This is a genomic window from Pseudooceanicola batsensis HTCC2597, assembly GCF_000152725.1.
GTDB classification, from domain to species: Bacteria; Pseudomonadota; Alphaproteobacteria; order Rhodobacterales; family Rhodobacteraceae; genus Pseudooceanicola; species Pseudooceanicola batsensis.
Window position 1 is genome coordinate 190695 of record NZ_AAMO01000007.1, and the last position, 17212, is coordinate 207906.

At 60.1% G+C, this 17212-nt stretch carries 17 protein-coding genes, 2 pseudogenes and 1 riboswitch; of the genes and pseudogenes, 14 read left to right on the forward strand and 5 right to left on the reverse strand.

What is annotated here, in order from left to right; genetic code table 11:
• Positions 1–204: 204 nt before the first annotated feature.
• The 3 genes from repA to repC all read left to right on the forward strand — a co-directional run bounded on the left by repA (position 205) and on the right by repC (position 3817).
• The gene (gene repA, locus OB2597_RS00930) at positions 205–1392 is read left to right on the forward strand and encodes a plasmid partitioning protein RepA (RefSeq protein WP_009803626.1); all 1188 of its coding nucleotides are present in this window, start codon (positions 205–207) and stop codon (positions 1390–1392) included.
• Complete coding sequence (gene repB / locus OB2597_RS00935; RefSeq protein WP_009803627.1) at positions 1389–2405, forward strand: plasmid partitioning protein RepB; 1017 nt, start codon at positions 1389–1391, stop codon at positions 2403–2405. The genes repA and repB overlap by 4 nt, the downstream gene beginning before the upstream one ends.
• A gap of 176 nt (positions 2406–2581) precedes the next feature.
• Complete coding sequence (repC, locus tag OB2597_RS00940; RefSeq protein ID WP_009803628.1) at positions 2582–3817, forward strand: plasmid replication protein RepC; 1236 nt, start codon at positions 2582–2584, stop codon at positions 3815–3817.
• 172 nt (positions 3818–3989) lie between these two features.
• Here the strand turns inward: repC and OB2597_RS22420 are convergent.
• A pseudogene (locus OB2597_RS22420) lies at positions 3990–4546 on the reverse strand (Fic family protein); the annotation flags it as partial.
• 176 nt (positions 4547–4722) lie between these two features.
• Positions 4723–5415, reverse strand: a pseudogene (locus tag OB2597_RS00945) (tyrosine-type recombinase/integrase); the annotation flags it as partial.
• A 432-nt stretch (positions 5416–5847) separates the two neighbouring features.
• On the opposite strand from OB2597_RS00945, the gene OB2597_RS00950 reads away from it, so the two are divergent.
• The 5 genes from OB2597_RS00950 to OB2597_RS00975 all read left to right on the forward strand — a co-directional run bounded on the left by OB2597_RS00950 (position 5848) and on the right by OB2597_RS00975 (position 9899).
• Positions 5848–6801: a DUF1403 family protein gene (locus OB2597_RS00950; RefSeq protein WP_040608778.1), complete on the forward strand. Its 954-nt coding sequence runs from the start codon at positions 5848–5850 to the stop codon at positions 6799–6801.
• Positions 6798–7403, forward strand: a complete 606-nt coding sequence (scpB, locus tag OB2597_RS00955; protein WP_009803631.1) for an SMC-Scp complex subunit ScpB — start codon at positions 6798–6800, stop codon at positions 7401–7403. The genes OB2597_RS00950 and scpB overlap by 4 nt, the downstream gene beginning before the upstream one ends.
• Before the next feature lie 23 nt (positions 7404–7426).
• A complete protein-coding gene (locus tag OB2597_RS00960; RefSeq protein WP_009803632.1) occupies positions 7427–8167 on the forward strand; it encodes a peptide arginase family protein in 741 nt (246 codons plus the stop codon).
• A 59-nt stretch (positions 8168–8226) separates the two neighbouring features.
• Positions 8227–8649 carry a HEPN-associated N-terminal domain-containing protein gene (locus OB2597_RS22125; RefSeq protein WP_009803633.1) on the forward strand — a complete coding sequence of 141 codons (423 nt, stop codon included), beginning with the start codon at positions 8227–8229 and terminating at the stop codon, positions 8647–8649.
• Between the two features lie 60 nt (positions 8650–8709).
• A protein-coding gene (locus OB2597_RS00975) for an IS3-like element ISOba1 family transposase (protein ID WP_086000820.1) occupies positions 8710–9899 on the forward strand; the annotation gives its coding sequence in 2 pieces (ribosomal slippage) (positions 8710–8962 and positions 8962–9899; 1191 coding nt in all).
• 37 nt (positions 9900–9936) lie between these two features.
• Here OB2597_RS00975 and OB2597_RS00980 read toward each other — a convergent pair.
• Positions 9937–10440 (reverse strand): PIN domain-containing protein, encoded by a 504-nt coding sequence (locus tag OB2597_RS00980; RefSeq protein ID WP_009803636.1) that lies wholly within the window; start codon positions 10438–10440, stop codon positions 9937–9939.
• An 8-nt stretch (positions 10441–10448) separates the two neighbouring features.
• Positions 10449–11519 carry a helix-turn-helix domain-containing protein gene (locus OB2597_RS00985; RefSeq protein ID WP_050759168.1) on the reverse strand — a complete coding sequence of 357 codons (1071 nt, stop codon included), beginning with the start codon at positions 11517–11519 and terminating at the stop codon, positions 10449–10451.
• A 104-nt stretch (positions 11520–11623) separates the two neighbouring features.
• Here OB2597_RS00985 and OB2597_RS00990 point away from each other — a divergent pair, with 104 nt between their 5' ends.
• The 5 genes from OB2597_RS00990 (at position 11624) to OB2597_RS21715 (ending at position 15276) form a co-directional block, all read left to right on the forward strand.
• Entirely contained in the window at positions 11624–11848 is a 225-nt protein-coding gene (locus OB2597_RS00990) for a DUF2188 domain-containing protein (RefSeq protein WP_040608845.1), read from the forward strand.
• Positions 11849–11855: 7 nt separating this feature from the next.
• The gene (locus OB2597_RS00995) at positions 11856–12842 is read left to right on the forward strand and encodes a CBASS cGAMP-activated phospholipase (RefSeq protein ID WP_009803639.1); all 987 of its coding nucleotides are present in this window, start codon (positions 11856–11858) and stop codon (positions 12840–12842) included.
• The gene (locus OB2597_RS01000; RefSeq protein WP_009803640.1) at positions 12839–14038 is read left to right on the forward strand and encodes a nucleotidyltransferase domain-containing protein; all 1200 of its coding nucleotides are present in this window, start codon (positions 12839–12841) and stop codon (positions 14036–14038) included. The genes OB2597_RS00995 and OB2597_RS01000 overlap by 4 nt, the downstream gene beginning before the upstream one ends.
• A gap of 5 nt (positions 14039–14043) precedes the next feature.
• Entirely contained in the window at positions 14044–14520 is a 477-nt protein-coding gene (locus OB2597_RS01005) for a hypothetical protein (protein ID WP_009803641.1), read from the forward strand.
• Positions 14521–14661: 141 nt separating this feature from the next.
• Complete coding sequence (locus OB2597_RS21715) at positions 14662–15276, forward strand: hypothetical protein (protein ID WP_148234635.1); 615 nt, start codon at positions 14662–14664, stop codon at positions 15274–15276.
• Positions 15277–15280: 4 nt separating this feature from the next.
• Here OB2597_RS21715 and OB2597_RS01010 read toward each other — a convergent pair.
• Positions 15281–16470, reverse strand: a protein-coding gene (locus OB2597_RS01010) for an IS3-like element ISOba1 family transposase (protein ID WP_086000820.1) whose coding sequence is annotated in 2 segments (ribosomal slippage) — positions 15281–16218 and positions 16218–16470 — 1191 coding nt in all. Because the reading frame shifts where the segments join, the coding sequence is not laid out codon by codon here.
• Between OB2597_RS01010 and OB2597_RS01020 the strand changes: the two genes are divergently transcribed.
• A complete protein-coding gene (locus OB2597_RS01020; RefSeq protein ID WP_009803642.1) occupies positions 16470–16880 on the forward strand; it encodes a HipA domain-containing protein in 411 nt (136 codons plus the stop codon). The genes OB2597_RS01010 and OB2597_RS01020 overlap by 1 nt on opposite strands.
• 199 nt (positions 16881–17079) lie before the next feature.
• Positions 17080–17198: riboswitch (TPP riboswitch) on the forward strand.
• Positions 17199–17212: the final 14 nt, after the last annotated feature.

The window sequence follows — 17212 nt, forward strand, 5'->3', positions numbered from 1 at the left end:
CTGCATCGGCGGCTCATCTTGGAGTTCGCGGCGACCACTCCGTGAGGGGCCAAGTGGGCTTGTGTTTCAGCGGGGCTCGCCCACTAGATGTGGAAAATCCTTGCGCGAATCCGACTCTTGCGCCAATAGTCACGGAAACGAGGCAAAAAACGTCAATTTCCGTGAACACGCCAAAGGCGCAGTGTCTCGGAAACGAGAGGGCAGATGAACAGGACCTTCGTGCATGAGGATCTCAACGCGGTGATCCGCCAGCATTCGGAAAGGCTGGCCAACCAGTTGCATTCGCAACGTGAGAGCCTGTTTCCACCCGATGCCGAGAAGGCCATGCGAAAATTCACCTCTGGTGAGGCTGCTGCACTGCTCGGCGTCAATGATTCCTATCTCCGCAAGCTCAACCTCGATGGCAAGGGGCCGTCTCCCGAGCTGACCGCTGGCAACCGTCGTCTCTACTCAGCGCAGGACATTCAGGCGCTGCGCGTGCTCCTTGAAAAAACCGCCCGCAAGCCGGGTGATTACGTTCCCGGACGGCGGGAGGGCGATCACCTTCAGGTCATCGGCGTGATGAACTTCAAGGGAGGCTCCGGGAAAACGACAACCTCGGCCCATCTCGCCCAACGGCTTGCCCTGCGCGGATATCGCGTGCTGGGCATCGACCTGGACCCACAAGCCTCCTTCACAGCGCTGCACGGCGTTCAGCCGGAATTGGACCTCGAAGATGGCGGGACGCTCTACGATGCGATCCGCTATGAAGACCCTGAGCCGATCCGGCAGGTCATCCGCAAGACCTATATCCCCAATCTCGACCTCATCCCTGGCAACCTCGAACTAATGGAGTTCGAGCACGATACCCCCCGTGCCTTGGCGCAGGGCAATGCCGGACTTTTCTTTTTCCGCGTGAAAGAAGCCCTCGCTCAAGTGGATCAGGACTACGACTTGGTCGTCATCGACTGCCCACCGCAGTTGGGGTTCCTGACGATGTCAGCACTTTCTGCGGCTACCGGCGTATTGGTGACGATTCACCCGGAAATGCTCGACGTGATGTCTATGTCGCAGTTTCTACGTATGACCGCCGACCTTATGGACGTGATTGCCGAAAGCGGCGCCGACATGTCTCATGACTGGATGCGCTACGTGTTGACTCGCTACGAGCCGCAGGACGCTCCGCAGAACCGGATCGTGGCTTTCTTGCGAACGATGTACGGGGAAGCAGTGCTGAATTCGCCCATGTTGAAATCCACGGCGATCTCCGATGCAGGCCTGACCAAGCAGACGCTCTACGAAGTGGAACGCAGCGCGTTCACCCGTTCCACCTATGACCGCGCGCTTGAGAGCCTGAACACGCTGAATGACGAGATCGCCGACCTGATCCAGAAGACTTGGGGGCGCCCATGAGCAGCAGCAAGAAGAAACGGATGTCCATGCTTGACAGTCTCGCGTCGGCCGGGACACCCTCCCCTGCCCCGCAGTCCAGTGCCGTGACGCCAATGATGAGTTCGAACCGCGCCCTACGGTCAGCGCGCGACGCTGTCGATGGTCATCACGTCTGGGAGCTGGACCCGGCGAACATCGTGGATGATCGCATGGCCGACCGGCTCGACCCGGCTGATGTGATGGACCTGCGCGATGCGATCGAGGCGAACGGTCAGACCGTTCCGATTCTTGTTCGTCGGGTTCCCGATGATCCCGACCGCTACCTGCTGGTCTATGGACGCAGGCGGTTGGAGGCGATCCGCCAGTCCGACAAGGTTACCAAGATCCGTGCTCTTGTCGCCAATCTGGATGATGACAGCGCTTTGCGTGCGCAGATTTCCGAGAATATGGCTCGGCGTGATCTGTCCTACATCGAGAAGGCGCTTTTTGCCCGGGATCTCGTGGCATCCGGCTTCGGAACGCAATCACAGGTTGCAGAAATCTTGACCGTCACGAAGTCCGCGATCTCAATGGCCATTGCCATCGTGGACATCGTCGGTACTGATTTGGTTCGCGCCATCGGCCCGGCCCACGGCATTGGTCGGCCCCGATGGGAGGCTCTGGGCCGCGCTATCGACGAGAACGCCCTCGATCGCGAGAGCCTCATCCAGATCGCGGAAGAAGCACATGGAAAGATTGTGGATTCCATAGTTGTGGATGATGCCGTATCCGCGGACGATCCATCTGTCCAGGCGTTCGAAGCGGTCGCCAAGGCCGTAGCGAAGGCAGTCAAACCTGCAAAGGTCCCCTCCCCTGCCCCGTCCTCCAGCGTCCCGCTGAAGATCGGCGGCAAGCGTGGCGGAAGCGTGAAACGCACCGCCAAGGGCGTATCGATCGAACTGGCAAGCGGAGCCTTCGCCGACTGGATCGAGGCTGAAGTGCATGACCTGATTGAAGAACTTCACGAGCGCTGGCAACAGCGTTCGGAAGACTGAGGAAGAGCAGAAACTAACAAAGGAGGCACAAGCAGGCAAAAGAAAAGGCCCCGCAAAGCGACCGCTCTACGAGACCCTAACTTGTTTCTAGCACCTCCAAGCTAGTGTCTGGAGCCGTTTTCCGCAAGTCCAAAGTGATTCGCGGGCCGGAGATTTTTGTCTTTGTGAATGACAAAATGGACTACACGCCCGTAACGCCGTTTCGGCGAACGATAGATGCTGCCATTCTGAAGCATCAGGCAGCGACCCAGGAAGAACTGCCCCCAACCGGCGCCAACAAGTGGGAGATTTTGAGAGAGCTCGCTGCCGCCCGAGTGGCATTCGGCTTGTCCGATCGTGATCTGACAGTTCTTCAGGTACTGGTCAGCTTCCACCAGGCGACGATACTCGGAGACAACGACAGCGAGTTCATCGTACATCCGTCCAACAAGGCGATTTGTGAGCGCTTGAATGGCATGCCCTGCTCCACGATGCGGCGGCACCTCTCCAATCTCGTGCAGGCCGGTTTTGTCGTCCGACGCGATAGCCCGAACGGCAAGCGCTATGCGCGCCGCTATGGTGGCGAGAAGATAGCTTTCGGGTTCGACCTCTCGCCCCTTGTGCGGCGCTTTCAGGAGATCTGCGAGGTCGCTGAGGCCGTCCGGGCTGCAGAGGAACGTTACAAGCGCCTCCGCGCCACTGTAAGCCTCATGAGGCGCGACTTGGCGGGCCTGGCAGAGTACGGTAGCTCGCTGCGCCCGGAGCTGGGCGTCTGGGATCAATTCTCCGATCTTGCCGTTCTCACGGGCCGAGACCTTCGCAGAAAGCTTGAGATGGCCGATCTCAAGCGGATCGAAGAGGCCCTGGGCGCTGCTTTAGATCAGGCACGTGACCTTCTTGAGGGCAATGTTGCAGAGAATATGAGCATCAATGATGCCATTTCTGAGCACCACCATCAGAATTCAAATAAAGACCTTTATGATCTTGAACCTCGCGTAGAAAAAGCGCGGGGCGAGGGCGAGGCGCTTGGAGATACAGACGTTGAAGTAAATGTAAATCGTCTTTTGGATAAAGGTAATTCGCCGGGAGAGCCGGAAGACCAACTCATGCCGAACATTCCACTTGGACTTGTTCTCGCATCTTGCCAGGAATTCAAATCATATGCTGAAGAGACCGTACGACATTGGCACGACTTGGTCCGGGTCGCTGATATTATCAGGCCCATGATGGGAATCTCACCGTCTGCTTGGGACGAGGCCAAACGCTACATGGGTCCCGAAGAAGCGTCTGTCGTCGTTGTTGCGATGCTTGAACGGTTCGGGGAAATCCGATCACCGGGTGGGTATTTGAGGTCTTTGTCAGCCAAAGCCGCCATCGGGGAATTCTCTTGTGGGCCGATGATCATGGCGCTGATGCGACGGGATGCGGCTTGAGGAGTTCACAGTTGTGAACTGTCCAGAGGTTTCTCCCTGGTTGCACGGTTCACAGCTGTGAACTTTCCCCTCACACGGCCAAACCCTGAGTACTCGGGCCCTGTCGGAAGCAGTGTGGCGATGCTAGCTGTCACTCCGGCAGATCCCCATCTCCATACAGGTTCCGAAAGAGTCATTCTCGGTAATCCAATGGAAACGTTAACCACACTGGCGTTTTCAGCGCGGCGAGGGCCAGATATCTGGCGGTGCTCAGTTTGCTCAGTGTATTGCGTGCCGTGCGCTCTGACGTCGTGAGCACGACCTGCGCGTCCCTGCGATCTAGCGCGCCATGACGAAGGACAGCGGAAATCAGATCAGGTACACGCTTTCTGTCAATGATTCTCGCGGCAAGCGCCCTAGTGTGCAACATCAACGCGACCAGTGCCATCAGGGAAGGGGTGGATGTAGTTAGCCGATTATGTGCAGACGCAATCGCAATTATCTTTCCGCTGGAAGGCCGTGCCGCTACCTGAAACCATTTGCCTAAACGTTCCGCGAAGGCCGCAACCTGCGAGGATGAGGGGGCAGGTGGCTGCCGACCGCGAGTCCTGGGTCTTCTGCCTGTCGCATACGCTCCGGAATGATAGGCTCCTGCGCTCCATCCGGGCGTTCGACCACCCGAAACTCGTTGGGCATCTCCTCGTAGAAGCTCCTATGTACCCAAGTCAGGAAGTCGACGGAGGTGGGGCGGGTCTGAGCGGGCCTGTCCGCTCTCGGCAGCACACGAGACCATCAAGGAGTAAAGCGGTTGGATGGAGACCACCTCAGCTGATGCACTTTTTCGGAAGTGCCGAGCCGAGGGCTCTTATTGCAACGGAAATTGCCAGAGTCTATCGATCCGTCAGCCGGCATGATGAGGCAGGCTGTCAGAGACCTGCGGCCTTGGTCAGGTTCACCCGGAATCTGTCGCGTCGGCGCTGATAGCGGCGGGTCATCTCCGCCGAGGCATGCCCGAGCTGTTTCTGGACGTGACGCTCGTCGACCTCTGCCGATGATGCGAGCCCCGCACGCAAGCTGTGGCCGGAGAAGAGCGCGAGGCGGTCTTTTTCAGGCAGCTCCGCGCGGATGCCGGACTTCAGGACGGTGCTCTTGATGAGACGGGCGATGTGCTTGTCTGACAGGCGAGCTTCCAGGGCCTTTTTACCATCGCGGGAGGTCCGCACGAAGACCGGCCCGAAGTCGATCCGCGCGAAATGCAGCCATTGCTCGAGGGCATGAACCGGGCAGGTCCGCTCAGACGAACCACGTCCGATTTCGACCTCGCGCCAGCCAGTCTTGGCGTTCAGGGTCAGCACCGCACCATCGTCGAGAATCTCGATCCAACCGCCGCTGTCGGGCGTGTCGTCCTTGCCGTGATCCAGGCTGACGATTTCGGAACGGCGGAGACCACCCGCGAACCCCAGAAGCAGAATGGCTCTGTCGCGCAGTCCGCGCAGATCGTAGGGCAGGGTGGCGACCATCGCGAGGATGTCTTCGGGCAGGATCGCTTCCTTCTGCACCGGTGGGCGGGCGTGTTTGCGCTTGATCCCGGCCAGCACAGTTGCGATGTGCCGGTCCTTGCACCTTTCAGTGCGCTGGCGGGCTCTGACGCTGGTGATCTTGCATGATCTCTTCGGAGCAGATCTGGTGCCCGGCGCGGTCCTCCCGGAGGCCGCCCTCGTCCTGTTCCGGCGTGCCGCCCCATTGCCGTGGCTCACAGATGGGCGGGATCTAAGGGACGGCAAAGGAAAGCGCACGATTGACGCTGGAGCGGAACGAGTCCACAGATTGAGCAAGAGGCCAGTCCACCGGTTAAATGGAAATTTCCTCGACGAGAGAGGCGATTTCGGCCGAATCCACCCATGAAACTAAAACGACAACTGGGCTGCTTCGCGACATATCCCTTCGTGTCCGATAATGCAAACTTATTGGACATAACAGAAAGATGTAGGGTGGGGCGGTTTGCGCATCATTTTGTGGACGAAAGCGCCGCGAGTGGATAGTCTTGTGGCATGACATATCAGCCCGCCACGATCTCCGACGACCTAGGCAACCTACCTCAACTACCGAGCTGGGTCACCTCCGGGTGTGCGGAAACCCTTGAAACTGTGGCCTTTCGGTCGGGAGCCGCGCTGACGGTGCTCGATCAGCTGGTCAGCGATGCTCGGCATGGCGTGCCCGTGAGACTGCTCGCCAACCGGCTGGCACTGAGCGCGGCGACGGCCACTTCGAAACTGGAAGGACGGATGGCGCGGGAGGCGGATATCCGCGACGCTTACCACTTGGCGCCGCCGGGCGAGGCGCGCGGTCCCGATGGCGATCTGCTGGCCTTCTGGCGCGAGGCGGTGCGGCTTCGGCTGAACCGACCCGGCGAGATCGCAGACCTGATCGGGCCCGACCGCGCGGAGGATGTGGCCGGTTGGTTGGTCGCCGGGCAAGATCGGGCCCGGACCCATGGGGCCCTGGCGGGATGCATGGCCGTCCTGCGTGCCGTTTTGGAAACTGATGACCGCGCGGAGCGGGTGGCCTGCATGCTCTCGGACGTCGTCCTGGCGCGGACGCTGAACTGGAGAGCGGTGCTGTCGGTTACGGCGCAGCGGCTCCCCAAGGGGATGCTGCGCGACTTGACCGCGAACGGGCAGGAGGCCGAACTGGCGGTTCAGGCCCGGATCCTCGAGTCCATCGAGGCCGTGATCCGGCTGGCGCGGGATCTCGCCTGCCGCGCCGAGGCACTTCGGGCAGTCGCGCCGAAGCTCCGGGCGAAGGGATCGGATGCCGCGGTCGAGCTGTTTCTGACCGAGGATGCCGTGGCGCCAGCGTCGATGCTGTCGCCGCGTATCCGCGGAACAACGATCCCCATGACCGATCGCGCCGCGCGGCGGTTCTGCGATCGGCTGGTCGAGTTGGGTGTCGCGCGGGAGCTGACCGGGCGGTCAACGTTCCGGCTGTATGGGATCGCGCCATGACGGTTGCGACCAGGAAGCGCAAACCGGCGGACGAGGGCGGCGCCCCCTTTGACCGGGAGCTCGACGATCTGCCGCAGGAGCTGCGGTGGCGCGAATGGATGGGGCGGATCGAGGCGGTGCTGTTCGCCAGTGCCTCGCCGGTCGGCCGAGAAGACCTGGCGCGGGTGGTGGGGCAGGGGGCCTCGGTGGAGATGCTGATCGAGGACATCCAGGCCGAGTTGACCGGCCGCCCTTACGAACTGGCCCAAGTGACCGGCGGTTGGATGTTCCGGACGCGGACGCAGTTCGCCGATGCCATCAAGGCCGCCGCTGATCTGGGCGATCGGTCCCTGGCTTTTACCGAGATGGAGATGGGGGTGCTCTGCGCGATCGCCTATCACCAACCGATCGACCGGGCGGGGCTGGCCGACATCTTCGGCAAAGAGGTCAGCCGCGATCTTTTGGCCCGGCTGCGCTACAAGGACCTGATCGCAAGCGGGCCGCGGTCGCCGCGACCCGGTGCACCGCATACCTTCGTGACGACCGAGACCTTCCTGGTGACGTTCGATCTGCAGAGCGTGCGGGATCTGCCGGAGCTGGAACTCCAAAGAAATGAGGGTTGAGTAGCATTGAAAGGCGAACACGAATGACAACCGAATGGGAGTGGATCGTCCCCTTCAAGGGACGAAACCATTCAGGGTCCGTCGAACAGAACTTTCTCTGCAGAGCAGGCAATGTCTACGTGATGGACAATCATCGTGCAGCCCTGTGGTGCTGGCTGCAGGAACTCGATCTCACCGCACCCCATTCCCTCATACACATCGACCGTCATCCCGACGCGCTTCAGAGCCGTTTGGACGAGTGGCTTAAGCATTTGCCAAGTTGGGCGGCTGAGATCGACGCTTACCTCGGAAAGACCTACCGGAGCGACGGCTTCGATTGTCCTGTCATCCGCTGGGACAACTATCTCTCCATCTACCTGCGGGAGTTCGGGGACAACCTCACGACCTTCCGATGCCTAACCCATGAAGATGGGGACTCACCGAACTTTGGCCATCCGATGTACAGTTCGCCATGGGAACTACCCGAGAACCTCTCGAATTGGCTTGCCGAACGGGAAGCGCCATGGATCGTCAACATCGACCTGGACTACTTCTACTGCCAGTTTGAGTCTGACATTCGCATGATGGTCTCCGATGACTACATTGATGCCGTCGCTTCAGGCCTCAAGGATGCGATGGATCGTGGCACGATCACCGTTCTTACGCTTTGCCTGACGCCGGATAGCTATACACCAGGCTGGGCGGCGACCGAGGCACTGGCTGCTCGGATTCTGGAGCGACTCGATCTGGCAATCCAGCTTCCGGATGTTAATGAACACATGTAGCGAGACAGATACCTACAGCCAGAGTTTATCGATCCCCCAATCCTTTGATAACTTACAACATGAGCCGCATCGACCCCGCCAACTTCCGACAGGACAGCATTTCCGACAGATACGTCTGCACAAAGTGCTTTGGCGACGAAGATCTCAAGGACGTCATCCGGAATGATGGGGGCCCCGGTCGGTGCAGCTATTGCCACGCACGTCGCCGGAAGGTTTTGCCCCTTGAAGTAATCGCGGAGTTCATCGAGCGCAGGATGGGAACATTCTACGGCACCGCGGTCGACCAGTTGCCCTACAATTCCCGTGAAGGTGGTTACCTGGGGTCGCATTGGGATACGCAAGAACTGCTCTTCGACGAGATTGGTCTGACTATCGAAGCTCGAGATCATGACCGGCTGATGGACGATCTGCTCTGCGAGATCGAGGACGACGTCTGGTGCGAGTACGACTGGCTTTCCCTCGAATTCGACGACAGCATCTGACCTGCCACGGGATTTTTCCTCCACCGTCGATTAGAGTCCGGCCTATCTTGAGGACGGACAATGAAGCGAACGAGATTCACGGACGAACAGATCATCGGCATCCTGAGCGAGCACGAGGCTGGTGCGAAGTGCGCTGACCTGTGCCGCAAGCACGGCATGTCCGAAGGCACCTTCTACAACTGGAAGGCCAAGTTCGGCGGCATGACGGTGTCAGAGGCCAAGCGGCTGAAGGCGCTGGAGGATGAGAACGCGAAGCTGAAGAAGCTGCTGGCCGAGCAAATGCTGGATCTGGCTGCGATGAAGGATCTGGTTTCAAAAAAGTGGTAGGGCCCGCCGTGAAGCGTGAAGCCGTCGCGTATCTTCGGGCCGAGCATGGCCTGTCGGAGCGGCGGGCCTGCCATATCGTCGGCGCGGATCGAACGATGATACGCTACCGATCTCGGCGTGCCCCGGACACGGTTCTGCGCGGTCGGTTGCGGGACCTGGCCCACGAGCGGCGGCGGTTCGGTTACCGACGCCTGTTCGTCCTGCTGCGCCGCGAGGGTGAGCCCTCGGGGATCAACCGGATCTATCGGCTCTACCGCGAGGAGGGGCTGACGGTGCGCAAGCGGAAGGCCCGGCGCAAGGCTGTCGGGACGCGAGCCCCGATCCTGGTCGAGGCGCGGCCCAATGCGCGCTGGTCGCTGGATTTCGTCCATGACCAATTCGCCAATGGCCAGCGCTTCCGGGTTCTCAACGTGGTCGACGACGTCACCCGTGAATGTCTCGCGGCAATACCGGACACCTCGATATCGGGGCGCCGCGTGGCACGTGAACTGACGGCCCTGATCGAACGCCGTGGCAAACCAGGAATGATTGTCAGCGACAACGGCACGGAACTGACCTCCAACGCCATCCTGCGGTGGTGTTCCGAGCACCGGATCGAATGGCACTACATCGCGCCAGGCAAGCCGATGCAGAACGGCTTCGTAGAGAGTTTCAACGGCCGGATGCGGGATGAACTGCTCAACGAGACCATGTTCCGGAACTTGGCCCACGCGCGGATCGTGATTGCCGCTTGGGCTGCCGACTACAATACAGAACGCCCGCATTCGGCCTTGGACTACCAGACCCCGGCTGACTACGCACGGGCCCTGACCACCGCAATCGCCCGCCCCGCTGCGCGAGATGAAAGCTCCGCGCGTCGGGCGATTGCTAAACCTGCGCCGATCGGCGTAAACACCAACCGGGCTCCGGTCGCGGCTGGATGAAAGTTCAGTGGCAGGTCAGTGGAACGCCATGCCGCCGCTATCGCACCCGACGCAGCAGGTTATCGATGAGCTGATTTGGCAAGAAGACCGCCTTGTCGTCCCGCCAAAGCGTCAATGCCGTTTCAAGCAGCTTGGGATCGCAAAGGCCCTCCCTCAGCAGTTGATCGACCACCCATAGAACGCCATGCGCGGCGATCCCGTTGTCCTCGGCCACGCGCCGCAGCAAACGGTCCCCGGTGAGCAAGATGGCTTCCGCATGCACCCGTGCCGTCACGAGACAGAAGCAATCGTTCGCTGACAGTCGCCCGTGCCGCTTCTTGATGTCGAATGCCTGGCCAACTTGGGCTGGCGGCAGGTCGTATGTCGCCATGCCGCTGCCGTCGAGGATCGCCCATTCCTGAGGTGAGAAATCTAGGATCTCGCTCGCGCGCACGGGAAGCGGTACGATGAACTCGTAGGGTAGGGCGCACAGGACGTGCAGCAACCGACCCTTTCGAAGATCGATCAAACAGCTGGCATCGTTGACGATCACGCGGGCCACGAGACGGACTATCCCCTGATATTCTCTTCAACGGTGGACAGCGATAGGTGCAGCATCTGAGCGGCGCGCACCGGCGAGATCAGTTCTTCTCCTAGCGCACGCCAGACCAGGCGCTCAAAACGCTGCGGATGCTCGAAAGCACCGAACCCCTCATCATCCCGTATCTCGTCCGGCTCGCTGGTGCGCCAGCGCCGTGCATAAGTCCGAAACGCGTAGTCGATCATCGACTGGGGCAAGATGCCAACCTGTCCGAGACGCATCAGCATCGCGGCTGCCGACACGCCATAGAGCCGCTTCAGTCGCATGATCTCCATATAGGTCATGCCGCTGCGCGAGGGACCGGCCTCCTCGATCAGGTGATCGGTGGGTATCAGGAACGCACCGGCGAAACGGTTCATCGCCTTCTCGAGCTTGATCGCCGAGTTTCCGGTCGCCCGAATGACACGGTGCGCCAGTTCATGGGCCAGATTGAACCGCCTGCGCTCGACATTGGTGCGGCTTGAAACCACCACGACATCGGTGGAACTTCGGCCCTCGCTGCGCCGCACCTCGCAGGCCAACCCATCGAAGCGCTCGGCGAAATCGGCTTCGATGACCTTGATGCCCTTGTCCTCGAGCAGCCGCGACATGCTGGGAATTGGATCGTTTCCGAGCTTCCAATGCCTTCGCAGCTCTCGTGCCAACAGGTCCAGCTCTTCGTAGCTCTCGACGACATCCCTAACCAGATCGCCGAACGGGTCATCCGGCGGCGCGATCTCCAGGATGTCCTCGATCGCCAGGTAGTCTTCCAGCCTCTCTATGACGATGGCTTCCGCATGGGCGCGGTCCCTCGCAGAGGTGCTGGAATGCTTGCGGAATTCGACGCCGACAAGCTCTTCGACCTGACCTCCCATCAGGAAATCGAGCGACACGCCCAGAGCCTTGCTCAGACCGACCAACACCGAGGAGGACGGATTCATCTTGCCCGCCTCGTACTTGCTGATGGCCTGTGCGGTGATCCTTGGCGAGGTGCGGTCGGCAAGCCCCTGCATCGACAAGCCCGCCTTCTTGCGGGCCAGTCGCAACCGTTGTCCAAACATGGTCTGCTCCCGTGAAAACGTCGGTTGATGCACGACATTTCTTGCTGTATATGTCAACACATGATTGACGAATCGTCAAGAAAAAAGGGCACTTGGAGATCAAAATGACCAAGAAAAATCAGCATGTTGTTCCCCACAAGGACGGTTGGGCCGTGAAAGGCGCCGGAAACGCGAAGGCAACGGCCATCCACCCGACGCAACAATCCGCGATTACCCAGGCGCGTGACATCGCCCGCAATCAGGGCTCGGAAATGCTCGTCCACGGAACCAACGGTCGCATCCGTGAGCGCAACACCTACGGCAAAGACCCCTATCCCCCGGAAGGCTAAGTGGATCATGAGACGTATCCTGTGCATCGATGGTGGCGGCATCAAAGGCACCCAGCCGGCGGCATTTCTGGCGGGTTTGGAGGAAGACCTTGATGAACCGATTGGCCGCTACTTCGACCTGATTGCGGGAACGTCAACCGGGGGTATTCTCGCGATCGGCCTTGCCCTCGGCATCCCGGCCAAAACCCTCCTCGAACTCTACGAAAATCGCGGGCCGACGATCTTCGGGCAAGCCGGAGACAAGAGTTGGCTGGGACAAAAAGCTCGGGACGTGCGTGCCGCCCTGCGTCACTTGGTCAAGCCCAAGCACGAGGCATCCACGCTTCGGGACGAGCTCCGCGCCGTCCTCGGTGACAAGCTCATCGGCGAAGCGGAGACCCGGTTGCTCATCCCGGCCTGGGATGCCGATCAGCGCAGCGTCTACATCTACAAGACGTCACATCATCCGCGGCTCACCAAGGATTACAGGAAGCCGGCCCTCGATGCCGCGATGGCGACGTCGGCCGCACCGACCTATTTCGCGCGCCACAAGACAGTGGATGATGTCGGGCTTCTCGATGGCGGCACCTGGTGCAACAATCCGGTGGGCGTCGCGACCGTCGAAGCGATCTCGATGCTCGGCTGGTCTCCGCAGGACCTGCACATTCTGAGCCTCGGCTGTGTCGACGAGGTCTACATGCTCCCCGAGTCTCCCGGCAAAGCCGGACTCGGGTTGAAGGCCCTCAGCCTTCTCATGGACGGTCAATCCCGCGGAGCGCTCGGCATTGCCCGTCATCTGACAGGCGATCCGCACGACCGGACGGCTGTTTACCGGTACTCGCCGAGCGTGCCGGAGGGTTTCTTTTCCCTCGATGACACCACCAAGATTCAGAGACTCAAGGGGCTTGGCGCCTCGAGTGCCCGGCACGCGAGCCCCACACTGACCCCTATCTTCTTCCAGCAACCTGCCGAGCCGTTCGTGCCCGTGCATCAACTCGAACGGAACGCGGCATGAACCAGATCTTCTCGCACCCTCTCACCGATACCGCCATTCAGCGGCGGGCGCAGGTCTTCACGATCCTTGATGAAATCTGCCAGGAGCTGGAATGGACCCAGACCCAGTTCGAGAAGGCCCGCACCAGCTACGAAGCGGTCGCGGACTGGTTGGCCGGATCGAGTGACCCGATGCTTGCTTCCCTTCATGTCTACCTGCACGGCTCTGGCGCACTCGGCACCTCGATCAAACCGATCGGACGCGATGAGTTCGATGTCGACCTGATCAGCTTCATCCTCGGCCTCGGCCCGGAAATCGCACCGGCGCGCCTGAAGGCTTCAATCGGCAAGCGCTTGCGCGAACATGCCTACTACGCGTCGATCCTGGAAGAAAAGAAGCGCTGCTGGCGCCTGAACTACGCCGGTGACTTTCACCTCGACATCTCCCCGACCATTGCCAATCCGAACTGCGTGAACGGCGGTGAGCTGGTGCCCGATCGCAAGCTACGGGATTGGCACGCGACGAATCCCCGGGCCTATCGGGCCCTCTTCGACGAACGGGCGGCCCTGATTCCGAGGATGACGCAGTCGATCATCGCGGCGCAGCGCGATGCGGCCACGACCGAGCCCTTCCCAGTCCGTCAGTCCGTCAAGGGCATTCTGCGGCGGACCGTGCAGCTCCTGAAGCGTCACCGGGATCTGGAATTCCTGCATGTTCAGGAAGAAATCGCGCCGATCTCGATCATCATCACGACCCTGGCCATGCGATCCTATGAAATGTGCGTCAGGCGCCACGTTTTCGCAGACGAGCTCCAGGTGTTGATCGACACGATCCGCCTGATGCCGATCTTCATCGAGCGCCCCCTCGTCAACGGCCGCCAGATCTACGCGGTCTGGAACGAAACCACCGAAGGCGAAAATTTTGCCGAGCGTTGGAATGAAGAACCCGCGCGGGTAGAGGCTTTCTACAAATGGCACGGCAAGGCGCTTGCGGATTTCGAATCCCTGCGTGACCTCGTTGGCCTCGACGCGATTGTAGGTTCCATGAAGGACAGCCTGGGCGACAAACTTGTTGCCCGGACCATGAACCGGCGGATGGATGCGCTGAACGAGGGGCGAAAGACGGGGGCACTCGTGCTTGGCGCAGGTGTTGGCCTGACCACCCAAAAATCGGCCGCGTCGACGCCCGTTCCCAGGAACGAGTTTTTCGGGGACTAGGTGCGATGGCGGGATCGATCACGAGAAACCGACTGTCACTGCCCCAGCAGTACCTGTTCCTTCAGAGGTCGAAGACGATCTCCGGCGAAGGTGTGCTCGGGCCCGGCCGTTTGGAGTGGCGATTTCGGGCTCAACCAACGCCCCTTTCCCGGTCGTATCAGGTCACTCTTGTCCTGGAGAGGGACGGGACGCCGGAAGTTCGGGTCGTAGATCCTGATTTGAGGTTGCTCGCCGGTGGGCGCGACCTGCCTCATATCTACCATGACCCGGATCGGCTCTGTCTCTATCTGCCCGGGACCGGACAATGGGACGCCGGTAAGCGTCTGGACCTCACCATCATCCCCTGGACCTACCTATGGCTGATCTATTTTGAGGAATGGCTCGTGTCGGACGACTGGAAGGGCGGGGGAAAACACCCTGGAGAGGATGACCCGGACGAGGGCAACCGCGCGTTGCGCCGCAGCCTGCGCCGAATGCATTGAGTTTCGTATGATCATCGTTCTCGGGTCGGTTCGGAGACACCCCGAGTAAAGTATCGACGCAGCCTTCTTGGGTGCATGATGCCCATTTCAATTTACTTCAGCCGACACCATGATGGAACAGAGCTAGGAAAGGTCCGAATTGTGCCCCAGAAACAAAAGACAGATTTTCTGAGGGGACTGGTGCTATTCAATCCTAGAATTCACCCGCCCAATACACCCCAAAACAGAGATCTCATTGCGGGAAAGATCGCAGACTATGACGCCGCCGATGGAGGGCGTTGGAACTATGACGACTTCTACCGTGTAGTTGTGCATGTTTTGAAAGGTGCTTCATTCGACCAGGCAATGTCTCATCTCAGAAGCTTGGAAGGCGTTGGAGAGGCCGCTGCAAAGACAAGCCTTCTTGCGTTCATTGACAAGCATATGGATTTGAGAGGGTCGGAGTTTGTCGAGTCCGGCCCACGGCATTTTCAAGTGGATGCGAATACTAAAGCTACGATCGCTCCAGACTTTGCCTGTAAGCGCGAAGGAGTTATCTACCAGGCATTTGTTTACCCCAAGCGAGAACCTGCACTAAGTCAATTGCAAAGAGACATGATCAAGTCGCTCATGTCGCGACCGCTCGCTGATGACACAGATGACTACGTTCTTTGTTTGATTGAGTATCCGGCAATCGGGGGAAAGCGAGTGGGTCGCTACGAGGAGTTCCCATTTGGATACTATGGTGTTTCCGAGGACTTTTTGACCTGCCACTGAACTTTCATCCAGCCGCGACCGGAGCCCGGTTGGTGTTTACGCCGATCGGCGCAGGTTTAGCAATCGCCCGACGCGCGGAGCTTTCATCTCGCGCAGCGGGGCGGGCGATTGCGGTGGTCAGGGCCCGTGCGTAGTCAGCCGGGGTCTGGTAGTCCAAGGCCGAATGCGGGCGTTCTGTATTGTAGTCGGCAGCCCAAGCGGCAATCACGATCCGCGCGTGGGCCAAGTTCCGGAACATGGTCTCGTTGAGCAGTTCATCCCGCATCCGGCCGTTGAAACTCTCTACGAAGCCGTTCTGCATCGGCTTGCCTGGCGCGATGTAGTGCCATTCGATCCGGTGCTCGGAACACCACCGCAGGATGGCGTTGGAGGTCAGTTCCGTGCCGTTGTCGCTGACAATCATTCCTGGTTTGCCACGGCGTTCGATCAGGGCCGTCAGTTCACGTGCCACGCGGCGCCCCGATATCGAGGTGTCCGGTATTGCCGCGAGACATTCACGGGTGACGTCGTCGACCACGTTGAGAACCCGGAAGCGCTGGCCATTGGCGAATTGGTCATGGACGAAATCCAGCGACCAGCGCGCATTGGGCCGCGCCTCGACCAGGATCGGGGCTCGCGTCCCGACAGCCTTGCGCCGGGCCTTCCGCTTGCGCACCGTCAGCCCCTCCTCGCGGTAGAGCCGATAGATCCGGTTGATCCCCGAGGGCTCACCCTCGCGGCGCAGCAGGACGAACAGGCGTCGGTAACCGAACCGCCGCCGCTCGTGGGCCAGGTCCCGCAACCGACCGCGCAGAACCGTGTCCGGGGCACGCCGAGATCGGTAGCGTATCATCGTTCGATCCGCGCCGACGATATGGCAGGCCCGCCGCTCCGACAGGCCATGCTCGGCCCGAAGATACGCGACGGCTTCACGCTTCACGGCGGGCCCTACCACTTTTTTGAAACCAGATCCTTCATCGCAGCCAGATCCAGCATTTGCTCGGCCAGCAGCTTCTTCAGCTTCGCGTTCTCATCCTCCAGCGCCTTCAGCCGCTTGGCCTCTGACACCGTCATGCCGCCGAACTTGGCCTTCCAGTTGTAGAAGGTGCCTTCGGACATGCCGTGCTTGCGGCACAGGTCAGCGCACTTCGCACCAGCCTCGTGCTCGCTCAGGATGCCGATGATCTGTTCGTCCGTGAATCTCGTTCGCTTCATTGTCCGTCCTCAAGATAGGCCGGACTCTAATCGACGGTGGAGGAAAAATCCCGTGGCAGGTCACTCGCAACCAAGATGACCACGTCAAGAACATCTCCTTCCTCATGGACCGGTCCGGCACTTGGCGACTGTCCCCAGCCTATGACGTGGCCTATTCCTACAATCCCTCTGGCTCATGGACGCGCGACCATCAAATGAGCCTGGCCGGAAAGCGAAACGATTTCACCCATGGCGACCTCATGGTTTTTGCTTCGAACGTGGGGTTGAAATCCAACAGGGCGAACCAAGCTATTGAGGAAATCGTGAGCGCAGTCGCGCAGTGGCACGAGTTCGCTGAACGGGCGGGTGTCGCGCATTCTGATGTGAGCCGCATCGAGAGAACGTTTCGCATGAATTTGCGTGACAAGTAGCGCAGGGTTGCCTGACACTGTTTGCATTGGGATCAGTCGTGGACATTTTTGTCCATCGCGCGCAGTTGCCGCGCGATATCATCGGTGTCCGGCTCACTCTGAGCTCGTTTTGAGCACTGCGTCGCTCGCCGCGTACCGGTCACGATAATGGCCCCTCTTATCATGCGTTGACATTTGCGCGCGCCCAGAACAGCCTGCAGGCACTCACCCGGGGGGTCTCGACAAGAGGCTGAGATACTGCTGGCATCCGTGCAGCGCAGTGACCCGATGAACCTGATCCAGTTCATACTGGCGTAGGGATGGTGCACTGGCCGCGCGGGCCCCGACCACAT

Coding starts and splice junctions, on each gene's coding strand:
- OB2597_RS01000 (WP_009803640.1), top strand. CDS start 12,839: ATGAACCAGATCTTCTCGCACCCTCTCACCGATACCGCCATTCAGCGG.
- scpB (WP_009803631.1), top strand. CDS start 6,798: ATGACGGTTGCGACCAGGAAGCGCAAACCGGCGGACGAGGGCGGCGCC.
- OB2597_RS00950 (WP_040608778.1), top strand. CDS start 5,848: ATGACATATCAGCCCGCCACGATCTCCGACGACCTAGGCAACCTACCT.
- OB2597_RS00985 (WP_050759168.1), bottom strand. CDS start 11,519: ATGTTTGGACAACGGTTGCGACTGGCCCGCAAGAAGGCGGGCTTGTCG.
- OB2597_RS00960 (WP_009803632.1), top strand. CDS start 7,427: ATGACAACCGAATGGGAGTGGATCGTCCCCTTCAAGGGACGAAACCAT.
- OB2597_RS01005 (WP_009803641.1), top strand. CDS start 14,044: ATGGCGGGATCGATCACGAGAAACCGACTGTCACTGCCCCAGCAGTAC.
- OB2597_RS00990 (WP_040608845.1), top strand. CDS start 11,624: ATGACCAAGAAAAATCAGCATGTTGTTCCCCACAAGGACGGTTGGGCC.
- repB (WP_009803627.1), top strand. CDS start 1,389: ATGAGCAGCAGCAAGAAGAAACGGATGTCCATGCTTGACAGTCTCGCG.
- repA (WP_009803626.1), top strand. CDS start 205: ATGAACAGGACCTTCGTGCATGAGGATCTCAACGCGGTGATCCGCCAG.
- OB2597_RS00995 (WP_009803639.1), top strand. CDS start 11,856: ATGAGACGTATCCTGTGCATCGATGGTGGCGGCATCAAAGGCACCCAG.
- OB2597_RS22125 (WP_009803633.1), top strand. CDS start 8,227: ATGAGCCGCATCGACCCCGCCAACTTCCGACAGGACAGCATTTCCGAC.
- repC (WP_009803628.1), top strand. CDS start 2,582: ATGGACTACACGCCCGTAACGCCGTTTCGGCGAACGATAGATGCTGCC.